Source organism: Falsihalocynthiibacter sp. BN13B15, from assembly GCF_041205415.1.
Lineage (GTDB): Bacteria > Pseudomonadota > Alphaproteobacteria > Rhodobacterales > Rhodobacteraceae > Falsihalocynthiibacter > Falsihalocynthiibacter arcticus.
This window is the reverse complement of the sequence record NZ_JBGFCE010000002.1, coordinates 221,380-248,022: the sequence shown is the minus strand read 5'-3', so window position 1 is coordinate 248,022 and position 26,643 is coordinate 221,380. Positions and strand designations below refer to the sequence as shown.

Genomic DNA, 26,643 nt, shown 5'->3' with positions numbered 1-26,643 from the left:
CCCCTTAAAGTCCAACAGCGCGCGAAAGTTGAATTCCAACATTGTCCACAGCAGCGGAGGCCGTCACAATCGTTTCTCGCTGAATGCTCGCCAACTCGGGGTCTTCAACCCGCACCAAAGAGATCACTTTGCGAATTTCGCTTGCAGCAGTGGCGAGGGCCGCAGTGGATTCACTCAACGCATCACGGCGAATGGCCCGACGCTCGGCGTCTGTTGTGGCATTGGCCAAACGGCTGGTGGCGCGGGTGCGTGCACGGTCGATATCCGCCCGTGCGGTTTGCACAATCTGCGCAACGTTTTCCATTCCCGGTGGCAAATCCGTGGCAATCGCATCCAGCTCATCCGCAAAATCATTCAGCGCATCGGACACACAGGCCAGATACTGATTAACGTCACCACTTTCGTCACAAGCACTCGTCGCTGAAACCAGCCCATCCGCGCTTGCTTGCGTCACTGACAATGCGGTCGCCGCCGACTGCGTGGTGACCGTTTGGATCGTCAATACACTTTGGGGGCCTTCACCGCCCACAATGATGTCCGTCGGATTTGGCAGCAAAAACTCAGGCACCACTGGTGGTGGAGCGACCGGCTCCGGTTTCGGATCTGGATCCGGCGGCGGCGGTGGCGGCGGCGGCGGTGGCGGCGGCGGTGGCGGCGGCGGTGGCGGCGGCGGCGGCGGTGGCGGCGGCGGCGGTGGCGGTGGTGGCGGCGGCGGCGGTGGCGGTGCGGCTGTAATCGTTGCATCCCCTTCACGCGCAATGACTTGATAGATCACGTCCAGAGCACTGGTCAGCGCCGTTGTGGCCAACGTAAACACTTGCGGCCCAACCGAGGTTCCGCCGAATACCAGTGTGGTAAATAGCGTATCCAAATTTACACTATCGCCGTCCGGCCCAAAAACATAGGACCCAACTCCGCCATATACGGTGCCCGTCGTCGTAGCACTTGCCGTTTGCCCAAAGACAACCGTTACGGGATCAGGTTCAGCATAGATCACTGGCACAAGATTATACAAAACAGGATAGAAACCCGCCGCCCCCGGTGCCCAGTCGGTTATAGAAAACCCAGCACTCAGGCCCCCGAGGGTGGAGACGAAAAACTCTGTGTCTTGCAATTGCGCCGTCGTATATCCGGTCGCACCATCAGCAGACGCCGCAAATCCAGCCAGGTCACTATCAAAAAACACATCAACGAAGCCCAATAAATCATTGAAGTCACCCGAGAAACCAGAGTTCAACATGGGCGAGTCGGCAAGGGAGAGATCGCGTGCAGCGAAGCTTTCCGAGACGCTGCCGTATTGTTGACCTGCGAACAAGCCAACGTCGTAAAGATAGGACTGATAGCCAGCCGATGTGCCCGAAACGATGAGATCTCCGGTCGTATAGGACATGTCGATTGAGCCACCCAGATTGCTTCCCGTGTGGCCACCAATCACTTTGTCACCACCGCTGAAATCAACATAGATTTCGTTATTGGCGGCGGTCCGCATGATTATGCCTTGGTTCGCCCCTGCAAAACCACCGATGCTCGTGTCATTAAAACCGTAACTGCGGAGGGCGGTTGCAGTGTCGGATTGCGTGATCGTCCCGTCGTTCGCCCCAACAAATCCGCCAATCTCGCCCGTACCGTCATAGTCAACGGTCATACTGCCGCCAAGAGAACGCGTTTGGCCGATGGTGGCGTTGAAATCGGCGCGCCCAATGGCACCGCCTGCATTCAGGCTGGTTGTGCCGATGGATGTGACTGAAATATCGCCATACGAGAGGCCTCGTGTTAACGTAGAGGTGCCCGACAAGTAGCCGACTTGGCCCCCAACATATAGCGAGTCAAGATTGGTATGGTCGGTCTGAATGTTAAAGGTTAAATCACCCCGAGAGGTGTTGTTGGTGAGGGTCGCATTCGGAGAGCCGAGGGCCGCATCGCCTAATGGCTCTGCATCGACAGCCCCTTCCCCAAGATCGTCATCCACATACCCCACAAGGCCACCAAAATACGCGTTGGCAAACAACGTCCCCGTTGCCGAGATATCGACATCGACGTTTGTATTGATCAAATCCCCACCAAACTGCGCGCCGACAGCACCACCGACGGCGAGATTGTCGAGGCTCATAGGCAGAGTAATATCACCAACCGCCGTCGAATTCTGGATCACGCCAGCACTTTCCCCAGCCAATCCGCCGAAACTGCGGGGGCTTCCATTTCCAAAAAACGAGTCCTCCACGAGGATAGAAACATCGGCGCTGCTGTCCTCAATGATACCATTGTTATAGGCCGCCAAACCACCGGCGGCGCTGCCAACGGTTTGAATTGTCCCGTCAACATGCACGTTGCTGATTAGGCCGTCATTGTAGAGCGCCAAAATCGCCGCATTGGAACCAACTACTTCAACGCCGGTCAGGAACAAGTTCGAAATGGAACCCGTGGTTCCAACACCATACGCGAAGGCTGCGGAACTCGGGCCAGATTCATCAAACGAAGGCAAGATAAAAAGGTTACTGACCGTATGGCCGTTCCCATTCAAGGATCCGTCCACTGTGTTGATTGGGGAAAATCCTGAGCCATAGGTCGTGCGCCAAAACTCCGTACTGCGGGCGTCAATATCCCCTTGAAGAGCAAAATGCGCCGCTGAAGTATTGCCTGATGCTATCCCCTGCAAGCCATAGATATCGGCGATCATATAGGGATCGCTCTCAATACCCGTTCCACCCGTGGCGCGCACGAAGGTGGCAGCATAGCTATCCAGATAGAAGGAAGTCACGTCGATCGGGGTCAATGCCGCTCCGACCTCAATCCAATTCCCTCCGTCCACGTAAAGGGATTCCACGTCGATGCTGCTGGTGGCGGAATTGGCGATGACATCGCCTATCGCGTAGATATGCAACCCGCCATTTGGTCCGTTAATCGCGCCGTTTAGCACGATATCAACGTCAGCCGTCAAATATAGGGAGGTACTCGTGGTCCAAGAAATATCGCCGTTGATGGTGATCGTCCCAGCACCCGGAGGGCCACTGCGCGAATTCGTCTCGATAGTGAGATTGCCAAACGCTAGGCTATTTCCAACACCGATTGCGCCACCATAATCCCCGCCAGTACCTGAATTTATGGTCACATCGCCTGGATCTAAAAGCAGCATTCCCCATATGCCGTTTGGCGCACGGCGATCCGCGAACCCGCTATAGGCTAGCGTCTGACGACTGGAAACTTCGATAAAGCCGCCGTCCCCACCGATATCGCCGCCCCGCACTGACAAATCCCCAGCAAAACCCGTATTGACGTCAGACCAAAGGGCAATCCGCCCGCCGTCGCCGTTCAAAAGCCCGTCGGCAATAATCCGTGTCTCTGCATCCGCCGACAGCGTATCGGCGCGCAGCAAGGCACCCTCGCCCGCGAAATCGCCGCCAATCCGCACCAAACCGCCGCCGCCATTGCCGCTGGCATCCATCTGCGCGCCGTCTAGCATGATGTCTTGTCCGGTGATCGTAATGTCGCCGCCCGTGGTGCCCGCGTTGGCGTTGCTGGCGCTGCGCGTGTTGACCGTGCCGGAAACGTTCACTCCGCCGCCACTGCCGCCGCCCAGCACAATGCTGCCGTTGTGCACGGAAACTGACCGCGCTTCGGCCACGCCTGAAAGGTTGATCGCATTGCGCACCGCGTTGCGCGCCGTCGCCGCCCGCATCTCGATTGAGCCGCCGTTGGCCTGCACCGCGCCTGCGTTGTCAATCAACACGTCTGCGTCTTCGCCCGTCGGGAGAGCCACCTGCAAAAACTGGTCACCCGAAAAATCCAGCGTAATCCGCTCGCCCGAACCAAAGGCAACCCGCCCCATCGGCACGGTCACAATCCCGTCGTTGCGCACGTGCCCGCCCAACAGCGCGGCATAGCCTCCCCGCCCAATGGTGACGCGCCCTTGGTTGGTGACTGCGGCCGAATTGCCGTCGCCACTAAACCGCAATCTGCCGTTGTTGAAATCTTCGTTCGTCATATCCAACGTCGAGGCCACAAAACCCTGCGCATTTACCGCGCCATTTGGGCCAATAAAAATGCCATTGGGATTGATCAGATAGACCGAGCCATTGGCCGTCAGATTGCCGTGAATGTCACTTGTGGTACTGCCCGTCACACGGTTCAAAGTCACACTATTGGCGTTGGGCTGAATGAAATCAACATCCGCGCCCGTGCCAATCGAGAAGCTCTGCCAATTTACGATGGCCGAGTTCGTCCCTTGGCGCACGGTCATCCCCGCGCCAGCCGTACTGATGTTTGCATTGCCGCTCACCACCGTGCCGTTCTGGGGCAAGGCTTGCGCGAATACGACACTGGGCAGGCAAATACATACCGCCACGCTGGTGCGCAAAACCCCGCGCAAACGAGCGGCGAATTTAGAAGCGGGAATTGGCAGTAATGCTGAATCTGTAATCATCTGGTTTCCCATCGTCTCGGCTCCCTCTCCCAAACTCTATCCGCAAACTGTCGGATCGGAAGTTGGATTCATTTACTGTAAATAGATCGGTGCCAACACCATAAACAAACGCATTGACGCGGCTTTGTTCATAGAAGGTCGGCCTCTCGGTAAAGGCTTGTCCGAAACCGGCAAAAAGATAGGGGCTCGCCAAAAGCGGCGTCTCTCCTAGGCTGACTTGGCGCAGGGTCGAGACTTCTGCATGCAGAACCCAACCACTGTCGCCCCGAAGCTCGCCGGAATCAAACGCCGACAATTCGGTCGGACCTACCAAACTAAACTGTTCTGATGTTGGTAGCGGATCGCCAAACGACGTTTGGAACCGCCCATAGACAGCCACCATCACAGATTCAGACAAGTTGCTCAAATACGAAAATGCGCCATTCAACTTGGTAAAGATTGCATTGGCACCCGCGCGTGACGGCGCATATCCGGCATCGCCCTCGACCCGTGCTCCAAAGGCGTCAATGCCCTGCGACACGGTCAAACCCAGAAAGCTCGTCGCGCCACTGTCGTGAATCTTCGAGACGGTACCGCCAAGGCGCAAAATTGAGAGCCGATCTTCGTAAATCTGCGGCCCACTTCTCAATGATTGCTGATCTGTCTGCATATCCAACGCAAACAGCCCTGACACATTCAAATCAAGCGACCGTATAAAGGGATAAGCGAGGCGCACCGCATTGCGCTCAAAGGTGGATTGCGTTGGGAAAAAGGCGACGTCTGGGTTTGTCTCGCTCTGGGTCGCCTCAACGTTTATCGTTAATCCGGAATATCCCAGCGGCACCACAGCCCCGATGGCAAAAATACGATTGCGCGGATCAGACGTTTCCATCGCCCCCGGTGCGCCCGACAAACGGGCATAAAAAGTCTCACCGAACTTAAACGGGCTATTGATCTCAAAGCCCATATTCAGGCTATTGCCCCCTAAATCTTCGCCATAGGGGTTCCCAAATCCGATAAAACCAGTGAACGGCCTAAACTCAGGATCCAACGCAATGATCGCGCCGCCCTCTAGCTCCCCTGCGGCCAGTGCCGACTGCAAAGCCACCCCGGGCATATCGCCCGCCAACAGCAGCTGACTTTCAAGTTCCGCACGCGTAAGGCCGGGCTGATCCACCAATGGGGCCGTCAACAACTCAAGGCGCGCACGGATATTGGGTGCAACATTTGTTGAATCAATCGCTTCGATAAAGCCGTTAACAACCGTGACCTTCAGCCTGCCCCCGTTGTTCAAGGTTTGCTGTGGTAACACGACGCGCGCCAAAACATATCCGGCGTTGGCATAGGCCGCCTCAAGATCGGCGGTCGCCTCGAACAGTTCAGATACGGGAATGCGGCCACGCGTCAACCGCGCTTCGAACGCCGCGTTTTCCTTTGCCATCTGGCGCAAACCATCCTGCAAATCCACCCCAGACAGGGTGATCTCAATCTTTTCTGATCCCGCAGGAGCCTCGGTTCCCGACTGCCCTGAAAAAACAATTGCGCCCGTTAACCGCTGCAGCGGGGGCTGAAATGTGTCGGGTGTGATCTCACTGGCCGTCTGCGCCAACGCCTGCGCCCCTACCAGGCACGTCATGAAAAGGCACACAAGGAATTTGCTTTTGCGAACCCCGGTCACGCAAGTCTGAAATACCACAGCGCACCACCCTTGGAAAATTGAATTTTAATTATTAACATTGTTATACAAACAATTAGTACTTTGCATCCCTAAATCTCGCGTCGGATAGCAACCTCAGCACCAGAACGAACGTTAAGGTTCCATATCTTCCTCAAGGGTCTCGAAGTTCGGTCCAGCGTTGGCATTTTTACGCGCCATTCCACGGGCACATATAGGACAAGCATATGGACCGATCACATTTTTGTATTTGAGCAATTGTTAAATGGGTGAATTATACCAGCTTCGATTTTGAAAGGTTGACCATGAGAATTGTAAGAACCGACAGCGAATTACAAACACCCTATTTGGATCAAGCCTTGATTGCGGCGGGCCACGAATTGGTGCTTCTTCCTGATGCGACGACCCCTCAGAATCTCATTGCAGCCCTAAAAGACGCCGACCTTCTCCTCATGTGCTATACGCCGATCACGCGCCACATTTTGGAAAATGCGCCCATGCTTAAAGGCATCGTGAAATACGGCGTCGGAATTGACGCAATAGATATTCCTGCCGCGATTGAGCACGGCGTGACGGTGGTAAACATTCCCGAATACGCAGAAGAAACGGTGGCCGAAGGCGCTTTTGCTATGTTGATCGCCCTCGCCAAGCGGCTCCCCCATTTGAACCAGCACATGAACAGCGAAGGCTGGGCGTGGCCGGAACCGACGTGGATGGGCTCAGATATTGCCGGCAAAACCGTGGGAATTATCGGACTCGGGAAAATCGGGCGCAGCATGGCGCGCATGGCAGGGCAAGGCTTTAACGCCCGTGTCATCGCCTATAGCCCCCATACTTCGGCGCAGGACATGCAAGAAATCGGTGTAGAAAAGATCGACGAATTACAGGCAATGTTGGCGCAGAGCGATTTTGTCACCATTCACAGCGTCCTGAATGATGATACGCTCCACTTGGTCGGTGAGGCCGAATTGCGGGCTATGAAAAGCACTGCGTTTCTGGTGAATGTCTCGCGTGGCGCAATTGTTGATGAACAAGCGTTGGTGCGGGCCATCGAGGAGAAATGGATCGCGGGGGCTGGCCTTGATGTTTATTCCCAAGAGCCGCTCGCGCGCGAGCGGCACCCGATGAGCGCCCTTTTCAATCGCCCGAATGTCATCCTCTCGCCGCATCTCACGTTCTATACGGAGGGGGCGATGGAGCGGTTAGAAGCGGAAACCCTAGAGCGGTGTTTTGAGGTGCTTGAAGGGCGCGATGTGTTGGTGAAATCTACAGACCCCCGATTGCGCGCCCAATCCCAAGGCGTTGTTTTCGAAAATTAATCCTGCGTTGGCTTGCGCCGCGCCGTTTGTAAGTAGCCCTCATAGTCCATCAGTTCTGCTTCGATCCTTTGGGCGTCCCACCCCAGATTGGGAGCCAGTTTTTCGGCGATCCCACGGGCGGAGTCGCGCCCCTGATCGGCGTCCCACGCAAGGCCCATCCGGCGCGACAGAACGTCAGTCAAGCTTTGCGCACATTCGGCGTCAACCCTTCCCAGACCCGCGCCAAATTGCATGTCTTGCGGCGAGACGGACGGCTGAATTTTGGCCCTAATCTTCTGAACAACCCGCCGCGCCACGCGTCGATGCGTCATGATCGCGCCTCCCGTCAAGGCAAACATACCCTCCATTCCGTGGGACGCCATGTCATGGATTTTAATCTCGCGACTGCCCAAAGCTTCCTGTGGATCATGCGTTAGCGGATTAACCCCCGCCCAACTATACAAGACATCCGAACGCCCCAAATTCAGGTCGGGCATCACGCGGTTAGTTTCGGCAAGTATCCAGTCGATTTCCTGATCCGAGGCCGAAATATCGCTGGCATCGCCCGTGAACGGCGTACGCGTCAGGCCCACGTAATGAATGCCGCGCCACGGCAGGCAATAGAGCGGTTCGCCAAGGCTGTTGTAGGTAAAAACGCCATGATCGGCAAAAGCCTCTGGCAGTTGAATCGCGATGTGAATGCCCTTGATCCCCTGACAGATTTCACCCACAGGATCGCCCGTAGACTGATGCACAGCATCAACCCAAGCACCCGAGAAATTAAGCACTGTTTGCGCGGTCACCTTGGCCTGTGTTGCGTCGGACTTTCGCAAATTCAATTGCCATTGGTTGCCCTCGCGGTGCAGCGCCGTCACTTGGGTATAGTTGCGAATGTCGGCCCCCATCCGCCGCGCATCCAATAAGGCATCCAGCGCAATTCGTTCGGGCCAGTCGAAAATATACTCCCGAAACACCACAAGCCCGCGCAGCTTTTCTGGCCTACGCAGCCATGGATAAATCGGGATTTTCTGCATTTCGGAAGGGCGATACCGGCGATATTCAAGCGGCACACCCCGCGGACTTGCCAGCCTCAGAGCCGCAAAGGCGAGATCAAGAAGCCACGCGGGATAGGGATCATCCTTGTAAATTGGCAAGCAAAACTTCATCGCTTTAACCTGCTCAGGAAGGGTGGCGACCAACTCGTCTCGCGCCAACATGTCTTCGCGCACGGTTACGAGCGCGCGCATCAACCGCAGGGGATGACGCAACAGATCGCGCAGCCGATCACCATTCGCCAAATGGCGCAGCCCACAATGCAACAAGCGACTGGAACGACTGGTGGCGCCACTGGAAAAGTCGTCTTTCTCCACAACCAAAACGCGGTATCCCGTCGCGCTCAAATGCTGTGCCGCACTCGCGCCATTGATGCCGCCACCGACAATCGCGACGTCGAAATGGGTGTCCGCCATCAAGCCGCGTCCTTGATCGCCGTCACCACAATATCCAATGCGCGATCAAGATCGGCCTTTGCGATGGTGAGGGGCGGCGAAAGGGTAAGGACGCAACCTTGACTGATTTTAAAGCTCAACCCCGCTTCAAGGCAGGCATAATATATCCGTTCGGCGCGCGCATTGCCTTGGGTTTTCTCAGCACGATCTTCGACAATCTCTACGCCAAACATCAAACCGCGTCCGCGGATATCCCCAACGATTGGCACATCAACAAGGCGGTCTTGCAACTGCGCCATCGCGTAATCGCCAAGTTCGGCCGCACGCGCAACAAGTCCCTCTTCCTCGATGATTTGAATGGTCGTGAGGGCGGCGCGCGCAGTCACGGGGTTTTTCTCGTGGGTATAATGGCCGATGGCAAAATCGCCGCAAACATCCAATTCACGTCGTGCAACACAGGCCGCAATCGGAAGAATTCCCCCGCCCAAAGCTTTGCCCATCGTGACAATATCGGGGATGACATCGTCGTGCTCAAAGGCAAACATTTTGCCCGTTTTGCCCAAGCCCGTTGGGATTTCATCGAAAATCAGCAAGGCGCCATGACGATGACAGGCCTCGCGGACGACCTTCCAAAATCCGGGCGGCGGCACATAAGGCACGGCCCGCATTGGCTCGGCGATTACGGCGGCGACGTCGCCTTCCCGTTCCAAAACATATTCGACCATCTGCGCGCAGGCCAAGCCGCAAACATCCGGCCCCGCGTGATTATACGGGCAGCGATAACAGGCAAATGGCGCGACGTGTTCGGTGCCCGACAAAAGCGGTCCGGCGATGTGGCTGCGGAAGGTTGCTTCGCCGCCGACACTCGCCGCGCCCAACCCCGCGCCGTGAAATGCATCCCAAAACGACACGGTTTTGAACCGCCCCGTTGCCGCACGCGCGATCTTTAACGCGACTTCATTTGCGTCCGACCCGCCCGTGGTAAACAGTGTTTTACACAAATCCCCCGGTGCGATTTCGGCAATTTTTTCGGCCAATTCGACGGCGGGATCATTGGTAAAACGACGCGGTGCAAAGGGCAGATCATCCAGCTGCTTTTTGATTGCCGCCACCAATTTCGGGTGGCCATATCCGATGTGATGCACCGAATTTCCGTGGAAATCCATATAGCGCCGCCCGTCCATGTCCTCGATCCAAATCCCTTCGGCCTTGGCGATTGTGCTCACACAGGGGCTCGACAGACTTTGATGCAGAAAAGCATTTGAATCCCTCTCAAGCAATGGCTCGGACCGCGGACCGATCGATTTTTTCAACCAAGCTTGGCGGGCGTCTGATGTGTTTGACTCGCCTTCAGTGTGGACAATCTTTTTGGACATGGGACCTCAATTGGGAAAAACGAGACAGATGATTTGACGTTATTCAGGCCACGGCAGGGAGTAGGTTTTGACGTTAGTAAAGAATTTCATCGCCTCGATCACGCCCTCCTTAACCGCATTACCGCTGTCTTTGATGCCGCCAAAGGGGGACATTTCGATACGATAACCGGGTTGCTCCCAAATGTTACAGGTGCCGACATCAAGACCGTTGATATAGGCAATCGCGCGGTTTAAATCATTGGTACAGACACCGGAACTCAGGCCGAAATTCGTGGAGTTTGAAATCCGCATGACCTCGGTGTCATCGTCGGGAACACGGACGATGGGCACGATGGGGCCAAAGGTTTCCTCCATCACCAACTCGCTGTCATGGCGCACGTGGTCAATCACAATGGGCGGAAGAAGTGCGCCTTGACGGCCGGGATGGTAAAGTATCTTCGCACCTTCCTTCTCCGCCATGAACACACGTTTTTCAAAGAGTTCTGCCGCCTCTGCATGGATCACGCAGCCCAGTTCCGTTTCGGGATCTTGGGGATCGCCAAACTTCACCGCTTTGGCCTTGGCCAGAACCATCGGCACGAATTTATCCGCCACAGACTCTTGAACCAGAATGCGTTTGATCGCGGTACAGCGTTGGCCAGAGTTGCCAATCGCTCCCGCGACGGCAATCGACGCGGCTTTTTCGAGGTCTTCATCAGACAGGTCATTGCAAACGATAAACGGGTCATTGCCACCCAATTCCAACGCCAGACGTTTATAGCCCGCTTTGGCTGCAATCAGTTTACCCACGGGCACGCCGCCCGTAAATGTGACGATATCGATGTTCTCGTTCACCATCATTTCTTCGCCGATATCCTTGGGCCACCCCGTAACAATCTGGAGCATTTCGTGCGGTAATCCGGCCTCATAGAGGATATCCGCCAGCGCAATCGCGGTGAGGGGCGTCAGCTCAGTGGGCTTAAGGACCATGCAATTGTTGGTAGCAATCGAGGGCGCTATTTTATGGCTGACCATGTTGAGCGGGTGGTTGAACGGGGTGATCGCCGAAATCGCCCGCACGGGTTCGCGCTTGGTAAAAATCTTGCGCGGTTTGCCGTTTTGCGTCAGATCACAGGAGAAAATCTCGCCGTCATCCACCAGCGCCTGTTGCGCGGCAAATAGATACACATCCTGCGCGCGTTTGGTTTCATAAATCGCATGTTGGTGGCAAATCCCCAACTCAAGCGTCAACCATTTCGCAAGATAATCGCGCCGCTCTCCAATCAGCTCCCCCGTCCGCCGCAAAATCTGGCTGCGCTCATAGCGGCTCAATTTAGGGGTGTAGTTTGCCGCAATCTCGAACGCACGTTTTGCATGTTCGGCCGTGCCCGCAGGAACAGAGCCAACCACCTCGTTTGTGAAAGGATAGTGAACGGGGATCACATCGTCGGTAAAGACAATTTCGCCCCCGATGCGCATGCCTTCGTTGCGGATTTCAGATTTGAGAACGGCCATTTTTTAAAGGGCCGCCGCTGTAGTGGCGTAAAAGAACGCATCAAAATTGCGCAAAACGGGACGTTCAGGCAGCGGCAAGACACGGTTGCAAATGAAGGGAACCTCTTGTTCGGTTAACCCACCGTGACTGCGCAGTGGCTCCTTGAGCGCGGCCAGATCATGGCGGTGCTCCGAGGTTCCGATGCAAATATTCTCGCCCGAAACCAAAATAATGTCGCCAATACGATCACTTGGCAGTTCAAACCGCGCAACCGCTTCAGCGTTGGTCAGAACATCCGTGATACCCTCCGTCGCACGTAGCTTGGCCATGATATCGGCCTGATCGGCGCCCTCTGGCAAATATGCCGTTGCAAACGAGCCTAGCGCGCCGTGGTGCACAACATAGGGGTCGGTGATTGGCAGGATCAAACGCGCCGCCGCTTCGCCAAGCCACTCATCCAACAAGTCCTGAACATAGACCACCGCAGGCGATCCATCGGCGAGGTGTTTTGGCTTCATTCCATGATCGGCCGTAACCACAATCGCCGCGCCCATGGCATCAAGTTCGGTCAGATATTTGTCGAACATTTCATAGAAGGCTTTGGCTTCGGGCTGATGTGGGGCGTATTTATGTTGCACGAAATCGGTCGTCGTCAGGTACATCACATCGGGTTTCCACTCACGCAGAAGCTTGACCCCTGCTGCAAAAACAAACTCAGACAACTCGGCGGAATAGACATTAGGTTGCGCCATTCCGAGCCATTTGCTCGCGGCTTCCTGACCATGCTCGGCCTGTGTGGAGGTATCGGATTTCTCGGCTGAAAAGCACTTGGCGCGATCATCTTCAAACGTCAAACCCGCCCCCAAAAGCGCGCGCAATTTATCCTTGGCGGTGACTATCGCAACACGGGCACCGGCATCATAAAACGTCTTGAAAATGGTGGGCGCGCGCAGGAAACGCACGTCGTTCATCATGACTTCTTCGCCGGTTTCCGGCTCGTACAAATAGTTGCCGCAAATGCCATGCACAACAGGCGGGCGTCCCGTTGCGATGGACAGGTTATTGGGGTTGGTGAACGACGGGATCACCGAATGCGCCAACCTGTCAGTGCCTGTTTCGCGCATCCGTTTGAGGGTTGGCATCAAGCCGTCGGCGATAGCGACCTCCAGATATTCCGGCTCGCAACCGTCCAGACAAATGGCGATGGCGCAGGTTTTAGGAACGGGATATGCGCGGCCATTGGCGACGATGGGAGATTGAATGGTCATGTGGTATTTCCTTTTGAAATCAAGCGGCTAAGATAGCGCGTTCTTCTAGGGCGCGCGCGGGAGGTGCTGCATTTGCAACGCCCATTTCGGCAAGCGCTTCTTTGGCAGCGGCAACAACTTGCCGCATAACATGTTCGTCCATTTGGCCGATACAACCGACGCGAAAACTGTCGACGACGGTCAATTTTCCAGGGTAGATGATAAACCCTTTGTCCTTCATCAGTTCGTAAAAGCGATCAAAGGCAAAGTTATCATCCGAAGGACAAAAGAATGTGACAATGATGGGGGAAAGCCAGCGATCTTTGAGCAAGGCTTCAAACCCAAGGTCGCGCATGCCGGCGACCATCACATCGCGGTTTCGCGTATAGCGCGCGCCCCGCCCTGCGACACCGCCTTCGGCCTCATGGGCGCGCAATGCCACAAGGAATGCGGCGACCACATGAGTGGGCGGCGTAAAGCGCCATTGCTCGGTTTTATTCATATGCGCCCATTGGGCATGGACGTCCAAACTCAAGGAATGACTGTTGCCCTTGGCGGCCTCAAGCTCGGTTATGCGCGCGATGATAAAGCCAAATCCGGGCACGCCTTCAATGCATTTATTCGCCGAAGACACCAGCGCTTCGTAGCGAATATCCGCAACTTTCAATTCAATCGCGCCAAAGGCCGACATGGAGTCAATCAACAGCTTGCGGCCCGCCGCATAAGTAACTTCGGAAATCTCCTCAACCGGATTCAAAATGCCCGAGCTGGTTTCGCAATGGATAGCGACAACGTGGGTGATGGCCGGATCGTCGGCCAAGATTTTCGCGACCTCTGCGCCGCGTGGCGGCAGGTAATCGCCCTTGTCCAGAACCACATGAGCGCGGCCAAGGTATTCCAGCGTCTGCGCCGTGCGTTTGCCGTAGGCGCCATTGGCAAGCACCAAAACCTTGCCGTTGCGAGGGATAAACGACCCCAACATGGCCTCAACGGAAAACGTGCCGCTGCCTTGAATTGGGACACAATCGAAGGCTTCTTTGCCCGCACCCAAAAGATCAAGCAAACGCGCCCGCAACTCGCGCGTCATACCGCGGAAATCATCGTCCCAGCTTCCCCAGTCGCGCAACATCGCCTGTTTGACGGCGTAGGATGTGGTCAACGGACCGGGGGTAAGAAGGTAAGGCTCGCCCAAATGTGGGCGGGGTATTTTGAATTCTGGAGCGGCCATTTTATCTCTCCGAAGTGACTTTCAAAACGACCATTGCAGAATTCCAACCTATATGTGAAATTGCTAATTACAATCAAATCATAGGCTCAGCTTATGAAATAAATGAAAGCCAAAAATATGCGCCACAGCCAGCTAAAAGCCTTTCATTACGTTGCCTTAACGGGGGGGTTTTCACGAGCCGCAGAAGCGCTTTACCTCACCCAACCCGCGATTTCCGAGCAAGTCCGCAAACTGGAACAAGACTATGACGTGCTGTTATTCCATCGCGAGCGTAAAATGGTGTCTCTGACCCCAGAGGGGGACCGCCTTTTTCGCTATACCAAACAATATTTCGAGATCGAACAGCAGATTGAGGAATACATGTCGGCAACCAGCGCCACGGTGGATGGAGAGCTGCGTATTATCGCGGATTCTGCGCACCATATTACGTTTTTTCTGGGCAAATTTCGCAATCGCTATCCCAATATCACCGTCACTTTACGGACTGGAAACACGGAAGATATCCTTGAGGAATTGCGTGGCTATAATGCGGATATTGGCATTGCGGGCAGCATGGCACCCGGCAGGGATATGGAAATCATGAATCTTGGATCAAGCCAGATTATGGCCTTCGCCGCACATGATTTCCTACCCCCGTCCAAAACCGCGCTTACCCTGAAGGAGTTGACTAAGTACCCGCTCATTTTCCGCGAGACTGGCTCCAAAACCCGTCAACAACTTGAGGAAGTTGCTAAGACACAGGGGCTAAGCCTGACACCGGCGATTGTTGCGGAGGGGCGGGAAGCGGTGCGTGAAGTTGTGGCTTCTGGCGCAGGGATTGGGTTTGTGTCGGAGGCGGAGTTTGGCAACGATGATCGCTTCACAAAAATCCACCTTCAAGGCGTCGACATCCAGATGAGCGAAGTGATGTTGCATATGGCCCAACGCCGCGATGTTAAAGTCATCAGAACCTTTGTGGATTTTGCCCGCGTGGCCCAAGAAGAAAAGGAGACCCGCGCCACACATTGATGTGGCGCGGAAGCGTTTTTGCTTACCGCGCGCGCCAAGCCTGTGTGCGCCGCATGATGCCTTTTGACGCGATCAGGTGAATAATCCGCGCCGCCGCGTTGGTATAGAAAATCATCATTCCCATCGCCGCTGCAGGTGCAATATCCCCAGCATCATCCATATTTAAAACCGCGATCGATGCCAGCGTTGTGGTCGGAGAATACAGGAACACAACCGCCGAAACTGTGGTCATCGCATTGACAAAAAGGTAGATCGAAATGTCGAGCACCGACGGCAAACAAACCGGAACCGTCACGCGGGTAAACAACTTGAGCGTGGGTTGTTTGAGGGAAGACGACACGGATTCAAACTCGCGGTCCATCTGCTTAAGCGCCGTCACCGCCGTGAGATGAGACACGGTGTAAAAGTGTGTCACCGAACAGATCACTAGGATCGCCATCGTGCCGTAAATCGCGTTGAACGGGTTAGCGGGATTGTTGAAAAAGAAGATATACGCAAGGCCAAGCACCATGCCCGGAATTGCCATTGGCAACATGGCGAACATCTGAAACATTGCGCGGCCGACGAAGAATCTATTCGTTTTTTCAACAAGGTAGGCGCCAAAGAATACAATTATCGTACCAACAATAGCCGTAAGAAAACCCAGCTTGATCGAGTTGAAATACGACGCCCACCCTCCACCGTCCATGTTGCCGAACTGATAGTTTTTCAAACTCAGGCTGAGGTCATAGGGCCAAAATTTGACAAGGGCCGCAAACTGGCAAACAAGCAGCATTCCGACAATAAAGATGGCCACAAACAACGCGTAGATAAAGAAAAGCCTGTCATTTTTCGCGTTGGGCGACGGTTGAAACGGAACCGAGCGCGAGGACAATTGCGCCACCTGTTTTCCCTGCACAAGGCGATCAATCGCGAAGGCCAAAATCGCGGGGATCACAAGGACAACGGACACCACGGCCCCCATCTCGAAGTTCTGCTGGCCAATCACTTGTTTATAGATATCGACCGCAAGCACATTAAATTGCCCACCGATGACTTTGGGCAGGCCAAAGTCGGTAATCACGAGATTGAACACCACAAAAGCCGCAGAGATCAGGCCATACCGCGCACCCGGAATTGTGACCGTCCAGAAGGTGCGCCACGGGGTAGAACGCAGGCAGGTCGCGGCCTCGTAAAGACGCGCGTCCGAGATCGCGAGTGCTGTTGAAATAATGATAAACGCGTGCGGAAAGGTGAAAAACACTGAACCAATGACAATCCCAATCGGGCCATATATCGAAGCGCCAAACAGCAGTTCTTTGATCATCCCTTGGTTGCCAAACAAGTACACGAGCGCGATGCCCGGTAGGAGCGACGGCACAAGAATGGGCATCATCGCAACCAGACGAAACGCCCCTTTAAAGCGCATACACGTACGGTTAAGGGCATAGGCGAACCAGAACGCCAGCGTGACCGTAATGATCGTAGAAATCGTCGCAATCATCACCGAGTTTTTGATCGAATTGAACAAAGCGGGGGTCGAGAAATAGTTCACAAAGTTATCAAGACCTGTCGATTGGATGGGCCGCAATTGTACCCGCCGAAACGTGTTGCTGTCCAACTCGACCCAATCGGTTGTGTCATTCAAGGTGGAGCCGACCAAGAAACGCCCGCCGTCAACCGTATTGCGAACCTGATACAGCACTGGACTGCGGAAACTAAAATCAGGGAAAAAGCTGGTAACACTTAACCGGCTGTCGCTCCCCGCACTGAGGTCATCTGGCGCATAGGCCTTGGTTTCAGTGTTCAGCACTGCTGCGTTGAGGATGATTCCGTCGAATGTGCCTACCTCATCACTGACCTGAAACTCGTATTGCGAAAGATCAAAATGATAGGTCAAAATTGATTTCGACAACATCGCCCAAAGGGGCAAAATCAACGTTACGATCAGATAAAGCGCGATGACCAGCATACCGCCGCGCATAACTATGTCGTCGCGGCTGAGCTTGGGTTTAATCACGGGACCTGCAGGCAGCCCAGTTGGGGCCGCTTGGAAAAAACTCATGCTGCGACCTCCGGACGGCTAAAGGCCATCAGTCGGTCATTTGGCAATTCGATGACCATGTTTTTGCCCTCGCCCAAGTCCAAGCGCCGTACGGCGTTGATCGAGAAGTCGGCAATTAACTCAGAGCCTTCGAAACGTTCATTTTGCAACCGACAACGCCAGAATGATCCGAGGAACTCCATCTCTTGCAGGCGAACCTCGATGCAATTGCGGTCGGCATCTGTGGCCTCGTATCCCGCTTTATGTGGGATCACGTCTTCAGGACGGATCGCGGCCACGACGGCATCGCCATCTTGGAATTCATGCTCCAAACAGGCGAAGGTTTTCTCGCCGATACTTAAGCGCCCCCCTTCGGTGACGATCGATTTAATCTGGTTCATCTCGCCAATAAAATCCGCGACAAACAGGTTCGCGGGGGTGCGGTAAATTTCTGTGGGTGAGCCGACCTGCTCAATAATACCATGATTCATAACGACAATCCGGTCAGCCATACTGAGGGCTTCTTCTTGATCGTGGGTCACCATCACGGTCGTCACCCCAAGCTTGCGTTGGAGCTCTTTTATCTCGTGGCGCAAATACACGCGCACTTTTGCATCCAAGGCCGAGAGAGGTTCATCCAGAAGTAACAGGCCGGGATTGGTGGCGATGGCACGCGCCAGTGCGATGCGTTGTTGCTGTCCCCCCGAGAGCTGCGCTGGATATTTCTTGCCCTGCTCGGAGAGGCCGACAAGCTCAAGCAACTCCCGCACGCGGGCTGTAATCTCTGACTTACTGCGGCCCGTATTCTCAAGGCCAAAAGCAATGTTTTTCTCAATCGTCAGGTTGGGAAACAGGGCATAAGACTGAAAGACAATCCCGAAATCACGCTCAGCTGGCGGCAGGTTCGAAACATCCTTGCCGTCCTGTGTCACTTTGCCTTTGGTTTGCAAGTCCAACCCCGCAATCGCCCGCAACAAGGTCGTTTTCCCACACCCCGATGGGCCGAGAAAACAGACAAACTCGCCTTCGTTGATTTCAAGAGAGATATCTTTGAGGGCAAGAAAAGTGCCAAACGCTTTCCATAGATTCTCGATATTTAGATAGACTGCGTCCGATGAGTTTGCTTGCATCTCAAAAAATGTCCTTACATTTTAGCTTTGGGGTCACGCCAAAGCTTTCTGGTCTGTGCCAGTAGTTTTGTGAAAAAACGATGGTACGCGTAAATAGTGCGCGAGGAGCAAAATCGCCCCCCGCGCAAATAATTTACTTAGCGTCAGATTTACCGTCGTAACGGCTCTGCCATTCTTTGAGGATTGCGGCGCGGTTGTTGGCTGCAAATTCAAAGTCATTGTCGATCATTGCTTCAAGCAAACCTTCAGGGAAATACTCCACAGGTTTCGCAACGCCCGGATAGGCCACAACGGCATAACCCGTGTTGTACATTTCATTGGCTTCTTTGGTGACTGTGAAATCAACCAATGTTTGCGCCGCTTCAAGATTGGCGGTGCCCGCAACAATCGCGGTCGCTTCCATATCCCAACCTACACCTTCAGATGGAACGATGATGTCCAACGGAGCGCCTTCGGCTTTGGATTTCGCGCCACGGAAAGCAAAGGATATGCCGATTGGAATTTCGCCTGATGCGGCAAGTTTACAAGGTGCGGAACCCGAGTGCGTATAACGCGCGATATTCTCGTGCAGCGCGTCCATATACTCCCAGCCACCCTCTTCGCCAAAGATCTGCAGCCAGCTTGATACGTCAAGGAACCCAGTACCCGAGGAGTTTGGATTTGGCATAATGATATGACCTGCATACATCGGATCGGTCAAATCTTCCCACGAAGTGGGCGGCGTCAAGCCAAGCTTTTCGCTTTCAATCGTGTTGTAACACACCGCCGCAACCCAAGCATCCATGCCGACCCACGCGGGGGGTGTTCCCGTATCCACGAATTTGGGATCAAGATCCGCAACGCCAGCAGGCGCATAGGCTTCGAGCATCCCTTCGGATTTCAGCAAAAGGAGCGACGTTGCCGCTAGCCCCCAAATGACGTCCGCTTGTGGGTTATCGCGTTCCGCCAAAAGCTTCGCCGTGATGATCCCAGTTGAGTCGCGCACCCAGTTGATTTTGATATCAGGGTGACTTGCATTGAAGGTTTCCGCGTAGCGCGCCAAATCTTCGGCTTCAACAGCCGTATAGACGGTCAACTCGGTTTCGGCCGCTGCGGTCGTCGCCATCAGCGCGCCTACGACAAGGGACGTAATTTTAGTTGTCATGTGTTTCATATATTTCTCCATGTTGGACATTTGGGCTTTTGCATCTCTTCGTTGGATGGCTTTTGTAACACCCGCATGTATACGAGATCACTTTGGCAGGTTTTTGCAGCAAAAAAAATCGATAATACCTACCGACCTATTAGTTCTACCTATGCTATGGAAATCTAGCGCCCTACTGTTAATTTTACCATCCAACACGCGGTATGGGCCGCGTTTTTTCATCCAAAGTTTATTGCTCAATGGACGCCGCGAGCTCCAAGCTGAATTTCTTTTATTTACAAAGCCCTGACGCGAAATTTGATGAAACAATCCGCAATCAAAACCCGTCTAAAATGCAGCCTTGCCCCGGCACTCCCTTTATGGCGTTGCAAGTCTAAGACGAAACGCACCTTTTCCCCGCGAGCTGCCACCTCACAGATTCAAAAATGAAATCTCCAACTGGTGTGCCTAATATTTCACCACTAATCCAAATATTCTAGCATCGGCAAAACGTTACCGCGCGTTTTTTTGGGAGACAGACTTCAATCCTCAGATTTTGGTCTTTCATTCTTTGGATCATAGGGCGTTCGCAGATAGGCTTTGGCCACATATTTCACCCCAGCCAGATCAATTTGAAACCTATGATTCTTAAGGAAATCAGCGGTGATTTTCTCCTCGGCCTCGATCAAACACAACGCAACCGATGCACCAAATGTATGCCCATAGGCAGCCGAGCGCACTTCGCCGATTTCTGCTCCATCACACGACACGGCCTCCCCACCCCAAAGCTGCGCCGCGCCATCCTCCAAAACAAGTTGGACAATGCGGGTGTTAAGATGCGCGAGGTCCGCTTTGGCCGCCAAAAGCGCCGCCTTTCCGATAAAATCGTCGGGCTTCGCAAAATCAACAGCAAAGCCAAGCCCCGCCTGAAGCGGTGTAATATCGGGCGTCAATTCATGCCCCCATGCGCGATATCCCTTCTCAATCCGAAGGCCGTCCAGCGCATAATACCCCGCGTCTCGCAGACCGAATTCAGCGCCAGCCCGCATCAAATCCTCATAAACGCCGACCGTAAATTCGACCGGAACAATCAACTCCCAACCTAGTTCGCCAACATAGGTCATCCGATTGGCAATCACCGTCGCATAGCCAAGGTCGATCTCTTGCGACGAGCCAAACGGGAAGGCCGCATTTGAGAAATCTGCTTTTGAAAGCTGGCGCAAGACTACGCGGGATTTTGGGCCCATCACAGCCAGAACCGACCACGCCGAGGTCACATCCGTAAGAAAAACATGCGCATCCGTGGTAAAGTTTTTCCGAAGCCAATCGGCGTCGTGCACGGGTTGTGCCGAGCCTGTAATCAACAAAAACTCCTGTTCATTCCGCCGCAAAACCGTGAGGTCGCTTTCAAAGCCACCCCGTTCATTCAGCAGACCCGTATAAACCGTGGTCCCCACCGCAACATCAACATTCGCCGCGCAAATTCGATTGAGTTGCGCACAGGCGTCCCGTCCCTGCACCAGCAATTTCGCAAACGAGCTTTGATCAAAGATCGACACCCCATCGCGCGTCGATTTATGTTCCGCCGCCACGTTTTCATGCCAATTTTGACGGCCAAAGCTATATTCGACTTCCCGCTTTTGACCTTCATTCGCAAACCAATTGGCACGCTCCCAGCCCATTTTCGAACCAAAAACCGCTCCTTTGCCCGCAAGCCGATCAAACAACGCCGACCGTCGAAACGGGCGCGCGGTTTCCAACTCGCGATTGGGCCACGGCATGGCATAGTGCAGCCCCAAAGTTTCCTTGACGCGATCATGTAACCACGTTGGGTTATTGTTAAAATTTGCAAAGCGACGGATGTCGACGGCAAGTAAATCCGACGTAGCAGCGCCCTCAACGATCCATTCTGCCAGCGCGCGCCCTGCCCCGCCTGCGCTGGCGATCCCCATCGAATTAAAGCCTGCGCCGACAAAGAAGTTTTTCAATTCGGGCGCCTCACCCAACAGGTAATTATTGTCCGGCGTAAAACTCTCGGGGCCATTATAAAATTTGCGCACGCCGGTGTGCTCCATTTGTGGCACACGGATCAGCGCGTTTTCCAGAAGAATTTCGAATTGCTCCCAGTCATCAGGCAACAGTTGAAAGTAAAACTTGTCGGGGATGCCGTCCATCGCCCATGGTTTCGCCTGCGGCTCAAAGCCGCCCATAACCAGCCCGCCAGTTTCCTCTTTGAAGTAAATATACCCGTCTGGATCGCGCAGAACTGGCAGATCGGGGTTCACACCCTCAATGCGTTCGGTAACGATATACATGTGTTCCGCCGAGTGAAGCGGCACATTCACACCACACATTTTCCCCAACGACCGTGCCCATTGCCCCGCACAATTCACCACGACCTGCGCCTCAATCGTTCCCTGATCAGTCACAACACCCGTCACCGCACCGTCTTTGGTTAAGACATCGGTAACCTGCACGCCTTCTATGATTTTAGCGCCCCGCATCCGCGCGCCTTTGGCGAGGGATTGGGTCAAATCGGTCGGGTTCGCCTTGCCATCGCTTGGCATCCATAACCCTCCGAGAACATCGTCAACCTGCATAACGGGCCATTTATCTTGAGCTTCTTTCGGCGAAATAACTTCAACCTCAACACCCTGTGCGCGGGCTGCCGCGGCGGTGCGCAGCAACATCGTCATGCGGTCATCGGTGCGGGCAACCGTCACCGAACCACATTGTTTCCAGCCCGTCGCCAAGCCCGTCTCCGCTTCAAGCTGGGCATAAAGTTCGGTTGAATATTTGATAAGATTCGTCATCGCAGGTTGGCTGCGCAATTGCCCCACCAAGCCTGCCGCGTGCCACGTCGTGCCGCAACTCAACTGGCCTTGCTCAAGCAAAACAATGTCGGTGTGGCCCATTTTGGCCAAATGATAGGCCACCGAACATCCGACGATCCCGCCGCCTACGATCACATATTGCGCTCTTTCTGGAAGATTGATTTTGGCCATTTTGCGACTCCATGCACAGGTATCAGATTTTGAGTCTGACTAAATGTCATTTTGCAAAATTTGGCAAATGTTTTCTTTTGTTTGCATTAAGCCGTTTCGAAAACAATCCCCTGATCGCTCATAGCAGCGGTAATTTCTACTGGCGGCTCTGTATCGACAACGACAACTGTGCGCGCAGGCAAAGGCCGCATAACCACATGCCCAACGACATCAAACTTGCTGCTGTCGGCCAATATAAACGGTTGTTCGGCCTGCTGAAGCATCAAATGCCGCAGGTCAGCGGCGTCACGCGAAAAATCTGTAAACAAAGCACGCGCGACCAAACCGCCCGTGCTGATCAACGCAAATTCGGCGCGATACCGTGCCAGTTGCTCCATCGCATCAAGCCCAAACGTCGCGTTTTCTGCGACATCAAGACGCCCGCCTAAAACCGTAATTTCCCGTGAAACAGGCCCCAGAAGTTCGGCAATTCTAAGGTCGTTCGTATGCACAATCAAATCAGTGCGGAACTCCCGCAACAGACGTGCAACCGCGAAAGTCGTTGACCCATTATCAACAATGATCGATGCCCCATCGGGGATTTTCCCAAGAATATGTTTGGCGATTTTCGCCTTTCCGAGGGGGTTCGTCGCCACCCGCGTTGAAACTTCCGGCTCTCGCGTCAGGATTTGCGTCGCCCCACCGCGCACTTTGCTCAGTTTATTCTCGCCAGCCAGTTGTTCGATATCCTTGCGCACGGTTTCGCGCGTCACGCCCAGCTTTTCAGTGAGCATTCGAATTGAGACCGCTGGTTGCGTTTTAACTTCGCGCAAAATGATCGCGTGGCGTTCGGAGGGGAGCATTGACGACGGCCTTTTCGATTTCACATGCCAAGTTTTGCCAAATCTTGACAGGAACGTCCATGGGGAATCCACATCCAATACATCCGTGTCAGCTATCTTCCTCGTGTAAGTCCATTTCCTGAATGAGCCGCGTTTCAAGCAATTGGCCGTTTCGATACAGAACTGGATAGGCAATGGCCGCGATATGACTGTTCACATCCCGCAGCGCGCGCAATGTTTCCAAGTGGACGTCACTAGAACGAAAACTGTCACCACGCCCACTTTGAAGACGAGTTAAATGGTTTTTGCGGCTTTTGCGCTCCGAGCGTTTGATCTCGGATTTCTCCATCACCAAAAGTCTGGCACTCTCAAGATCATCAGACACCAAAACGTTACTAGCAAGCCTCAGATTGGCAACGACCGCTTCGTGCATCCGCAAAAGTTCCGCCCACCCTTCGGAGGAGAGCTCGGCGTGAATCTCGTATTTTTCTTCAACAATCGTCGTCATTGTTTTGGCGATCACATCGCCTGCGGTTTCTAGGCGAATGGCGTAATCCATTAGTCCGCGCACAATTTTCTTGTCTTCCTTGGTGTAGTTTTCCTGCGGCATATGCGCGACAAATGAGCGAATTTCCGAGAGCGATTTATTGACTTGATAATCTTGGGTGCGAACCGCCCGAATCTTATCTCGATCGCCCGTTTCATAAAGATCTGGAACACTTTTGAACATACGTTCGACCAGCCCAACCATGTGCAACAATTCGCGTCGTAAGCTTGCAATCGCGAGTGTTGGCGTCTCGGCTGTCGAGGGATCAAGCGCCGAACCAACTTCCTGTTCACCGAGGTTGTTGCCCGCAGGAGCCGCACTTGGCATCAGCATTTGAAGCACGGGTTCCAAGACGCGGCAGAACGGAAGCACAACAATCAACAGGGAAAGGTTAAACCCGATATGCGCGTAAATCAGCGATTGGCTTGGGCTGGTAAACATCAGCATAGTCGGATCGGCGGCCAAATTCAGCCCGAGTAAAACCAGAATAGCCCAACTGCCTCGCACCAAGAGATTTGCGGCTGGAATGCTGCGCGCAACGGTCGGCATGCCGCGCGTCAACCAAATCGGAATGAAGGCGCTACCGAGGTTCGCACCCAACATGAGCGAAAGCGCGGCGTCAAATGGAATAGCGCCGATTTGCACAAGCGTAACGCACATCAAAATCGCCGCGACACTTGAATGCATCACAAACGCGAGGGCCGCCCCGACGATAAATGCCGTGACAAAATCGCGTGAAAGATAGTCCGCGATAGCAGGCAAAAACGCGCTATCCCGAATGGGAGTCACGGCTTCGCGCAAAAACTGAAGCGAGATCAAAATAAACGCGACGCCCATGAGGATACGCCCCAATTGGCGGCCGTTTTTGTGGTCGGTTTTAACAAACAACCACCCCCCAAAAGCCAGGAGCATTGGGATAAGCCAGTCCATCTTGAAGGATAGAATCTGAATGATCAACGCAGACCCCAAATCGCCGCCGAGCACGATGGCAAGGCCCGTTGGGAACGCCAAAAATCCACTGGCTGCAAACCCAGCCGTCAACAGCGCGACAGCCGCCGAGCTTTGCAAAACAATCGCCAGTGCCACGCCCGTCGCGCTTGAGCCCATCAGGCTTTTGTTTTGGGTCAAGACCCGTTGAAACGACGCGCCAAAGCTGCGCTCAATACCGGTTTGCACCATGCGAACGGCAAACAAAAGCAGCATTGTTGCGCCAGAGAGGCTTATGAGGAAACTAATAATTGCCATTTAAGAAATACTCACGATCGCCAAAAGTTGGGCATGTAACTCGGGAGTTGCCGCGCAAATTACGGGCTGGCACGCGGATTTGTCGGTCAACGTGCGCCCCTTCCAATCGGTCATAATCCCGCCTGCCGCCTCGACAACAGCCAGTACCGCTAAATAGTCGTAGGGCTGAAGATCATAATCCACAACCGCATCCACATGCCCCATTGCCACCAACGCATGCGGGTAGCAATCATAGGCAAATCGGCGCGTTTGTCCGCTCGCCACAAGCTTTGCGAAAACCTTAGGATGGGCCTGATAAATTTTATCAGCTTCGTTGATATATAATACCGCATGATCCAGCGACGTTTGGGTGGACGTCTGAATTTTCTGCCCATTCAAAGTCGCCGCACCGTTGCGTTTACCAATGAGGGTTTCGCCCAAAGCGGGCATACCAATCACACCAATTTCAGGCACCCCGCGATGCATACGCGCCGCCAGAAATCCAAATAGCGGGTTCCCAGAAAGGAACGAACGCGTTCCGTCAATCGGGTCTACAACCCACATCCATTCGCGATCTTCGCCATCGGTTCCGTGCTCTTCGCCCCAAATTCCATCGTCGGGAAAATGCTCACCTAGATACGCACGGACCTTGGATTCGACGCCTCGGTCGGCCTGCGTTACAGGGCTTTCATCCGCTTTAAACTCAACCTGCAAAGGGTTGCGAAAATAACCCCGCGCGGCTTCTGCAGCGATATCAGCCACGCCCTGTGCATGCTTCATTTCGAAATTTTGCGCGTCATTCATGATCATTTTCCTTTTTGGACACACGCAAGGCGACGTCCCATTTTTCAAGGCTCGTGGCCAAAGGTTTTTCAGGTGCCTGATCGACAACCAATGTGTGAATCTCACTCGGATGAAAGCTGCGGTGCGGGGCAGTCTTGTCGAATTTATGATGCGTCATTGCCGCGACCGTTATATCCGCACAGTCAATCACGACCGACGCCAAATCTGCCTCAGCGGGATCCAAATACAGAAAGCCTATTGTGGAACTTAGGGCATCCGCACTCAAAAATGCGCGGTCAAAACTATAGCGCCGCGCCTGCGTTTCGGTGACATGGCCAAAGGCGCCAAGCTCGTTCGATTGCATCTCTCCACCCAGTAAAAATACGCGATTGTCGTTATGCCCCACCAGCGTTTGCGACACCCGAATGGAGTTTGTAACGACTGTCAGATTATGATGCACCCGCAACTCCTCAGCTACAAACGCTGTTGTGCTTCCGACATCCAAAAACAGCGTCATACCGTCGGCGGCGAGTTGTGCTGCCCGTTGCGCAATCAGGCGTTTCTCGTCGGAATTCTGGGCAATGCGTTTGAAAAAGCTGGGGTCGCTCTGGGTTCCCACCAAATAGGCGCCCCCGTGAACACGGGCGATGGTACCGGATTTTGAAAGACCTTTGATCGTGCGACGCACGGTTTCCTCTGAGACATCCAACACGGTCGCCAGTTCCGAATTGCGGGCAAAACCACCAATTCTTCGTATGGCATTTAGCAACTCAAGTTCGCGATGGGAATGGGAATGTTGTTTCTTCAATTTAGCGGCCTTGTTGATTTTGACAA

Annotated in this window: 17 protein-coding genes; 2 read left to right on the top strand and 15 right to left on the bottom strand. The window is 54.1% G+C overall.

The features are described from left to right. Positions 1 to 4 precede the first annotated feature (4 nt). Entirely contained in the window at positions 5 to 4,420 is a 4,416-nt protein-coding gene (locus AB9F26_RS03860; RefSeq protein WP_369767322.1) for a filamentous hemagglutinin N-terminal domain-containing protein, read from the bottom strand. After that, positions 4,380 to 6,035 (bottom strand): ShlB/FhaC/HecB family hemolysin secretion/activation protein, encoded by a 1,656-nt coding sequence (locus tag AB9F26_RS03855; RefSeq protein ID WP_335583525.1) that lies wholly within the window; start codon positions 6,033 to 6,035, stop codon positions 4,380 to 4,382. The genes AB9F26_RS03860 and AB9F26_RS03855 overlap by 41 nt, the downstream gene beginning before the upstream one ends. Before the next feature lie 344 nt (positions 6,036 to 6,379). Between AB9F26_RS03855 and AB9F26_RS03850 the strand changes: the two genes are divergently transcribed. Beyond that, positions 6,380 to 7,393, top strand: a complete 1,014-nt coding sequence (locus AB9F26_RS03850; RefSeq protein ID WP_335583526.1) for a C-terminal binding protein — start codon at positions 6,380 to 6,382, stop codon at positions 7,391 to 7,393. Here AB9F26_RS03850 and AB9F26_RS03845 read toward each other — a convergent pair. Genes AB9F26_RS03845 through AB9F26_RS03825 form a run of 5 tightly spaced genes read right to left on the bottom strand, consistent with a single transcriptional unit; the run spans position 7,390 to position 14,145 of the window. After that, on the bottom strand, positions 7,390 to 8,841 hold the full coding sequence (locus AB9F26_RS03845; RefSeq protein WP_369767321.1) for an FAD-dependent oxidoreductase: 1,452 nt from the start codon (positions 8,839 to 8,841) through the stop codon (positions 7,390 to 7,392). The two genes, AB9F26_RS03850 and AB9F26_RS03845, sit on opposite strands and share 4 nt — an antisense overlap. Next, positions 8,841 to 10,196 (bottom strand): aspartate aminotransferase family protein, encoded by a 1,356-nt coding sequence (locus tag AB9F26_RS03840; RefSeq protein ID WP_369767320.1) that lies wholly within the window; start codon positions 10,194 to 10,196, stop codon positions 8,841 to 8,843. Before AB9F26_RS03840 ends, AB9F26_RS03845 begins: the two co-directional genes overlap by 1 nt. 39 nt (positions 10,197 to 10,235) lie before the next feature. Beyond that, positions 10,236 to 11,690 carry a phosphonoacetaldehyde dehydrogenase gene (gene phnY / locus AB9F26_RS03835; protein WP_369767319.1) on the bottom strand — a complete coding sequence of 485 codons (1,455 nt, stop codon included), beginning with the start codon at positions 11,688 to 11,690 and terminating at the stop codon, positions 10,236 to 10,238. A gap of 3 nt (positions 11,691 to 11,693) precedes the next feature. After that, the gene (gene phnA / locus AB9F26_RS03830) at positions 11,694 to 12,938 is read right to left on the bottom strand and encodes a phosphonoacetate hydrolase (protein ID WP_369767318.1); all 1,245 of its coding nucleotides are present in this window, start codon (positions 12,936 to 12,938) and stop codon (positions 11,694 to 11,696) included. Positions 12,939 to 12,957: 19 nt separating this feature from the next. Then, positions 12,958 to 14,145 carry a 2-aminoethylphosphonate--pyruvate transaminase gene (locus AB9F26_RS03825; protein WP_369767317.1) on the bottom strand — a complete coding sequence of 396 codons (1,188 nt, stop codon included), beginning with the start codon at positions 14,143 to 14,145 and terminating at the stop codon, positions 12,958 to 12,960. A gap of 102 nt (positions 14,146 to 14,247) precedes the next feature. On the opposite strand from AB9F26_RS03825, the gene AB9F26_RS03820 reads away from it, so the two are divergent. After that, a complete protein-coding gene (locus tag AB9F26_RS03820; protein WP_369767316.1) occupies positions 14,248 to 15,153 on the top strand; it encodes a LysR substrate-binding domain-containing protein in 906 nt (301 codons plus the stop codon). 22 nt (positions 15,154 to 15,175) lie between these two features. Here AB9F26_RS03820 and AB9F26_RS03815 read toward each other — a convergent pair whose 3' ends face one another. From AB9F26_RS03815 to AB9F26_RS03780, 8 genes are all read right to left on the bottom strand, one after another. Then, positions 15,176 to 17,197: a putative 2-aminoethylphosphonate ABC transporter permease subunit gene (locus tag AB9F26_RS03815; protein ID WP_369767315.1), complete on the bottom strand. Its 2,022-nt coding sequence runs from the start codon at positions 17,195 to 17,197 to the stop codon at positions 15,176 to 15,178. Beyond that, positions 17,194 to 18,306, bottom strand: a complete 1,113-nt coding sequence (locus AB9F26_RS03810; RefSeq protein ID WP_369767314.1) for a putative 2-aminoethylphosphonate ABC transporter ATP-binding protein — start codon at positions 18,304 to 18,306, stop codon at positions 17,194 to 17,196. Before AB9F26_RS03810 ends, AB9F26_RS03815 begins: the two co-directional genes overlap by 4 nt. A 133-nt stretch (positions 18,307 to 18,439) precedes the next feature. Continuing rightward, entirely contained in the window at positions 18,440 to 19,459 is a 1,020-nt protein-coding gene (locus AB9F26_RS03805; protein WP_335583534.1) for a putative 2-aminoethylphosphonate ABC transporter substrate-binding protein, read from the bottom strand. 512 nt (positions 19,460 to 19,971) lie between these two features. Then, positions 19,972 to 22,434, bottom strand: a complete 2,463-nt coding sequence (locus tag AB9F26_RS03800) for an FAD-dependent oxidoreductase (RefSeq protein ID WP_369767313.1) — start codon at positions 22,432 to 22,434, stop codon at positions 19,972 to 19,974. Positions 22,435 to 22,520: 86 nt separating this feature from the next. Further along, positions 22,521 to 23,276 carry a DeoR/GlpR family DNA-binding transcription regulator gene (locus AB9F26_RS03795; protein ID WP_335583536.1) on the bottom strand — a complete coding sequence of 252 codons (756 nt, stop codon included), beginning with the start codon at positions 23,274 to 23,276 and terminating at the stop codon, positions 22,521 to 22,523. A gap of 88 nt (positions 23,277 to 23,364) precedes the next feature. After that, positions 23,365 to 25,047, bottom strand: coding sequence for a Na/Pi cotransporter family protein (locus AB9F26_RS03790; RefSeq protein ID WP_369767312.1), 1,683 nt, complete (start codon positions 25,045 to 25,047; stop codon positions 23,365 to 23,367). Continuing rightward, on the bottom strand, positions 25,048 to 25,830 hold the full coding sequence (locus AB9F26_RS03785; RefSeq protein ID WP_369767311.1) for an inositol monophosphatase family protein: 783 nt from the start codon (positions 25,828 to 25,830) through the stop codon (positions 25,048 to 25,050). After that, positions 25,823 to 26,617, bottom strand: coding sequence for a DeoR/GlpR family DNA-binding transcription regulator (locus tag AB9F26_RS03780; RefSeq protein WP_369767310.1), 795 nt, complete (start codon positions 26,615 to 26,617; stop codon positions 25,823 to 25,825). The genes AB9F26_RS03785 and AB9F26_RS03780 overlap by 8 nt, the downstream gene beginning before the upstream one ends. Positions 26,618 to 26,643 lie beyond the last annotated feature (26 nt).

What these genes read in the sequence shown, in the direction of transcription:
- AB9F26_RS03805 (WP_335583534.1), bottom strand. Translation starts at nt 19,459, where the DNA reads ATGAAACACATGACAACTAAAATTACGTCCCTTGTCGTAGGCGCGCTG.
- AB9F26_RS03845 (WP_369767321.1), bottom strand. Translation starts at nt 8,841, where the DNA reads ATGGCGGACACCCATTTCGACGTCGCGATTGTCGGTGGCGGCATCAAT.
- AB9F26_RS03855 (WP_335583525.1), bottom strand. Translation starts at nt 6,035, where the DNA reads ATGACGTGCCTGGTAGGGGCGCAGGCGTTGGCGCAGACGGCCAGTGAG.
- phnA (WP_369767318.1), bottom strand. Translation starts at nt 12,938, where the DNA reads ATGACCATTCAATCTCCCATCGTCGCCAATGGCCGCGCATATCCCGTT.
- AB9F26_RS03810 (WP_369767314.1), bottom strand. Translation starts at nt 18,306, where the DNA reads ATGCAAGCAAACTCATCGGACGCAGTCTATCTAAATATCGAGAATCTA.
- AB9F26_RS03790 (WP_369767312.1), bottom strand. Translation starts at nt 25,047, where the DNA reads ATGGCAATTATTAGTTTCCTCATAAGCCTCTCTGGCGCAACAATGCTG.
- AB9F26_RS03815 (WP_369767315.1), bottom strand. Translation starts at nt 17,197, where the DNA reads ATGAGTTTTTTCCAAGCGGCCCCAACTGGGCTGCCTGCAGGTCCCGTG.
- AB9F26_RS03785 (WP_369767311.1), bottom strand. Translation starts at nt 25,830, where the DNA reads ATGAATGACGCGCAAAATTTCGAAATGAAGCATGCACAGGGCGTGGCT.
- phnY (WP_369767319.1), bottom strand. Translation starts at nt 11,690, where the DNA reads ATGGCCGTTCTCAAATCTGAAATCCGCAACGAAGGCATGCGCATCGGG.
- AB9F26_RS03850 (WP_335583526.1), top strand. Translation starts at nt 6,380, where the DNA reads ATGAGAATTGTAAGAACCGACAGCGAATTACAAACACCCTATTTGGAT.
- AB9F26_RS03825 (WP_369767317.1), bottom strand. Translation starts at nt 14,145, where the DNA reads ATGGCCGCTCCAGAATTCAAAATACCCCGCCCACATTTGGGCGAGCCT.
- AB9F26_RS03820 (WP_369767316.1), top strand. Translation starts at nt 14,248, where the DNA reads ATGAAAGCCAAAAATATGCGCCACAGCCAGCTAAAAGCCTTTCATTAC.
- AB9F26_RS03860 (WP_369767322.1), bottom strand. Translation starts at nt 4,420, where the DNA reads ATGATTACAGATTCAGCATTACTGCCAATTCCCGCTTCTAAATTCGCC.
- AB9F26_RS03795 (WP_335583536.1), bottom strand. Translation starts at nt 23,276, where the DNA reads ATGCTCCCCTCCGAACGCCACGCGATCATTTTGCGCGAAGTTAAAACG.
- AB9F26_RS03840 (WP_369767320.1), bottom strand. Translation starts at nt 10,196, where the DNA reads ATGTCCAAAAAGATTGTCCACACTGAAGGCGAGTCAAACACATCAGAC.
- AB9F26_RS03800 (WP_369767313.1), bottom strand. Translation starts at nt 22,434, where the DNA reads ATGGCCAAAATCAATCTTCCAGAAAGAGCGCAATATGTGATCGTAGGC.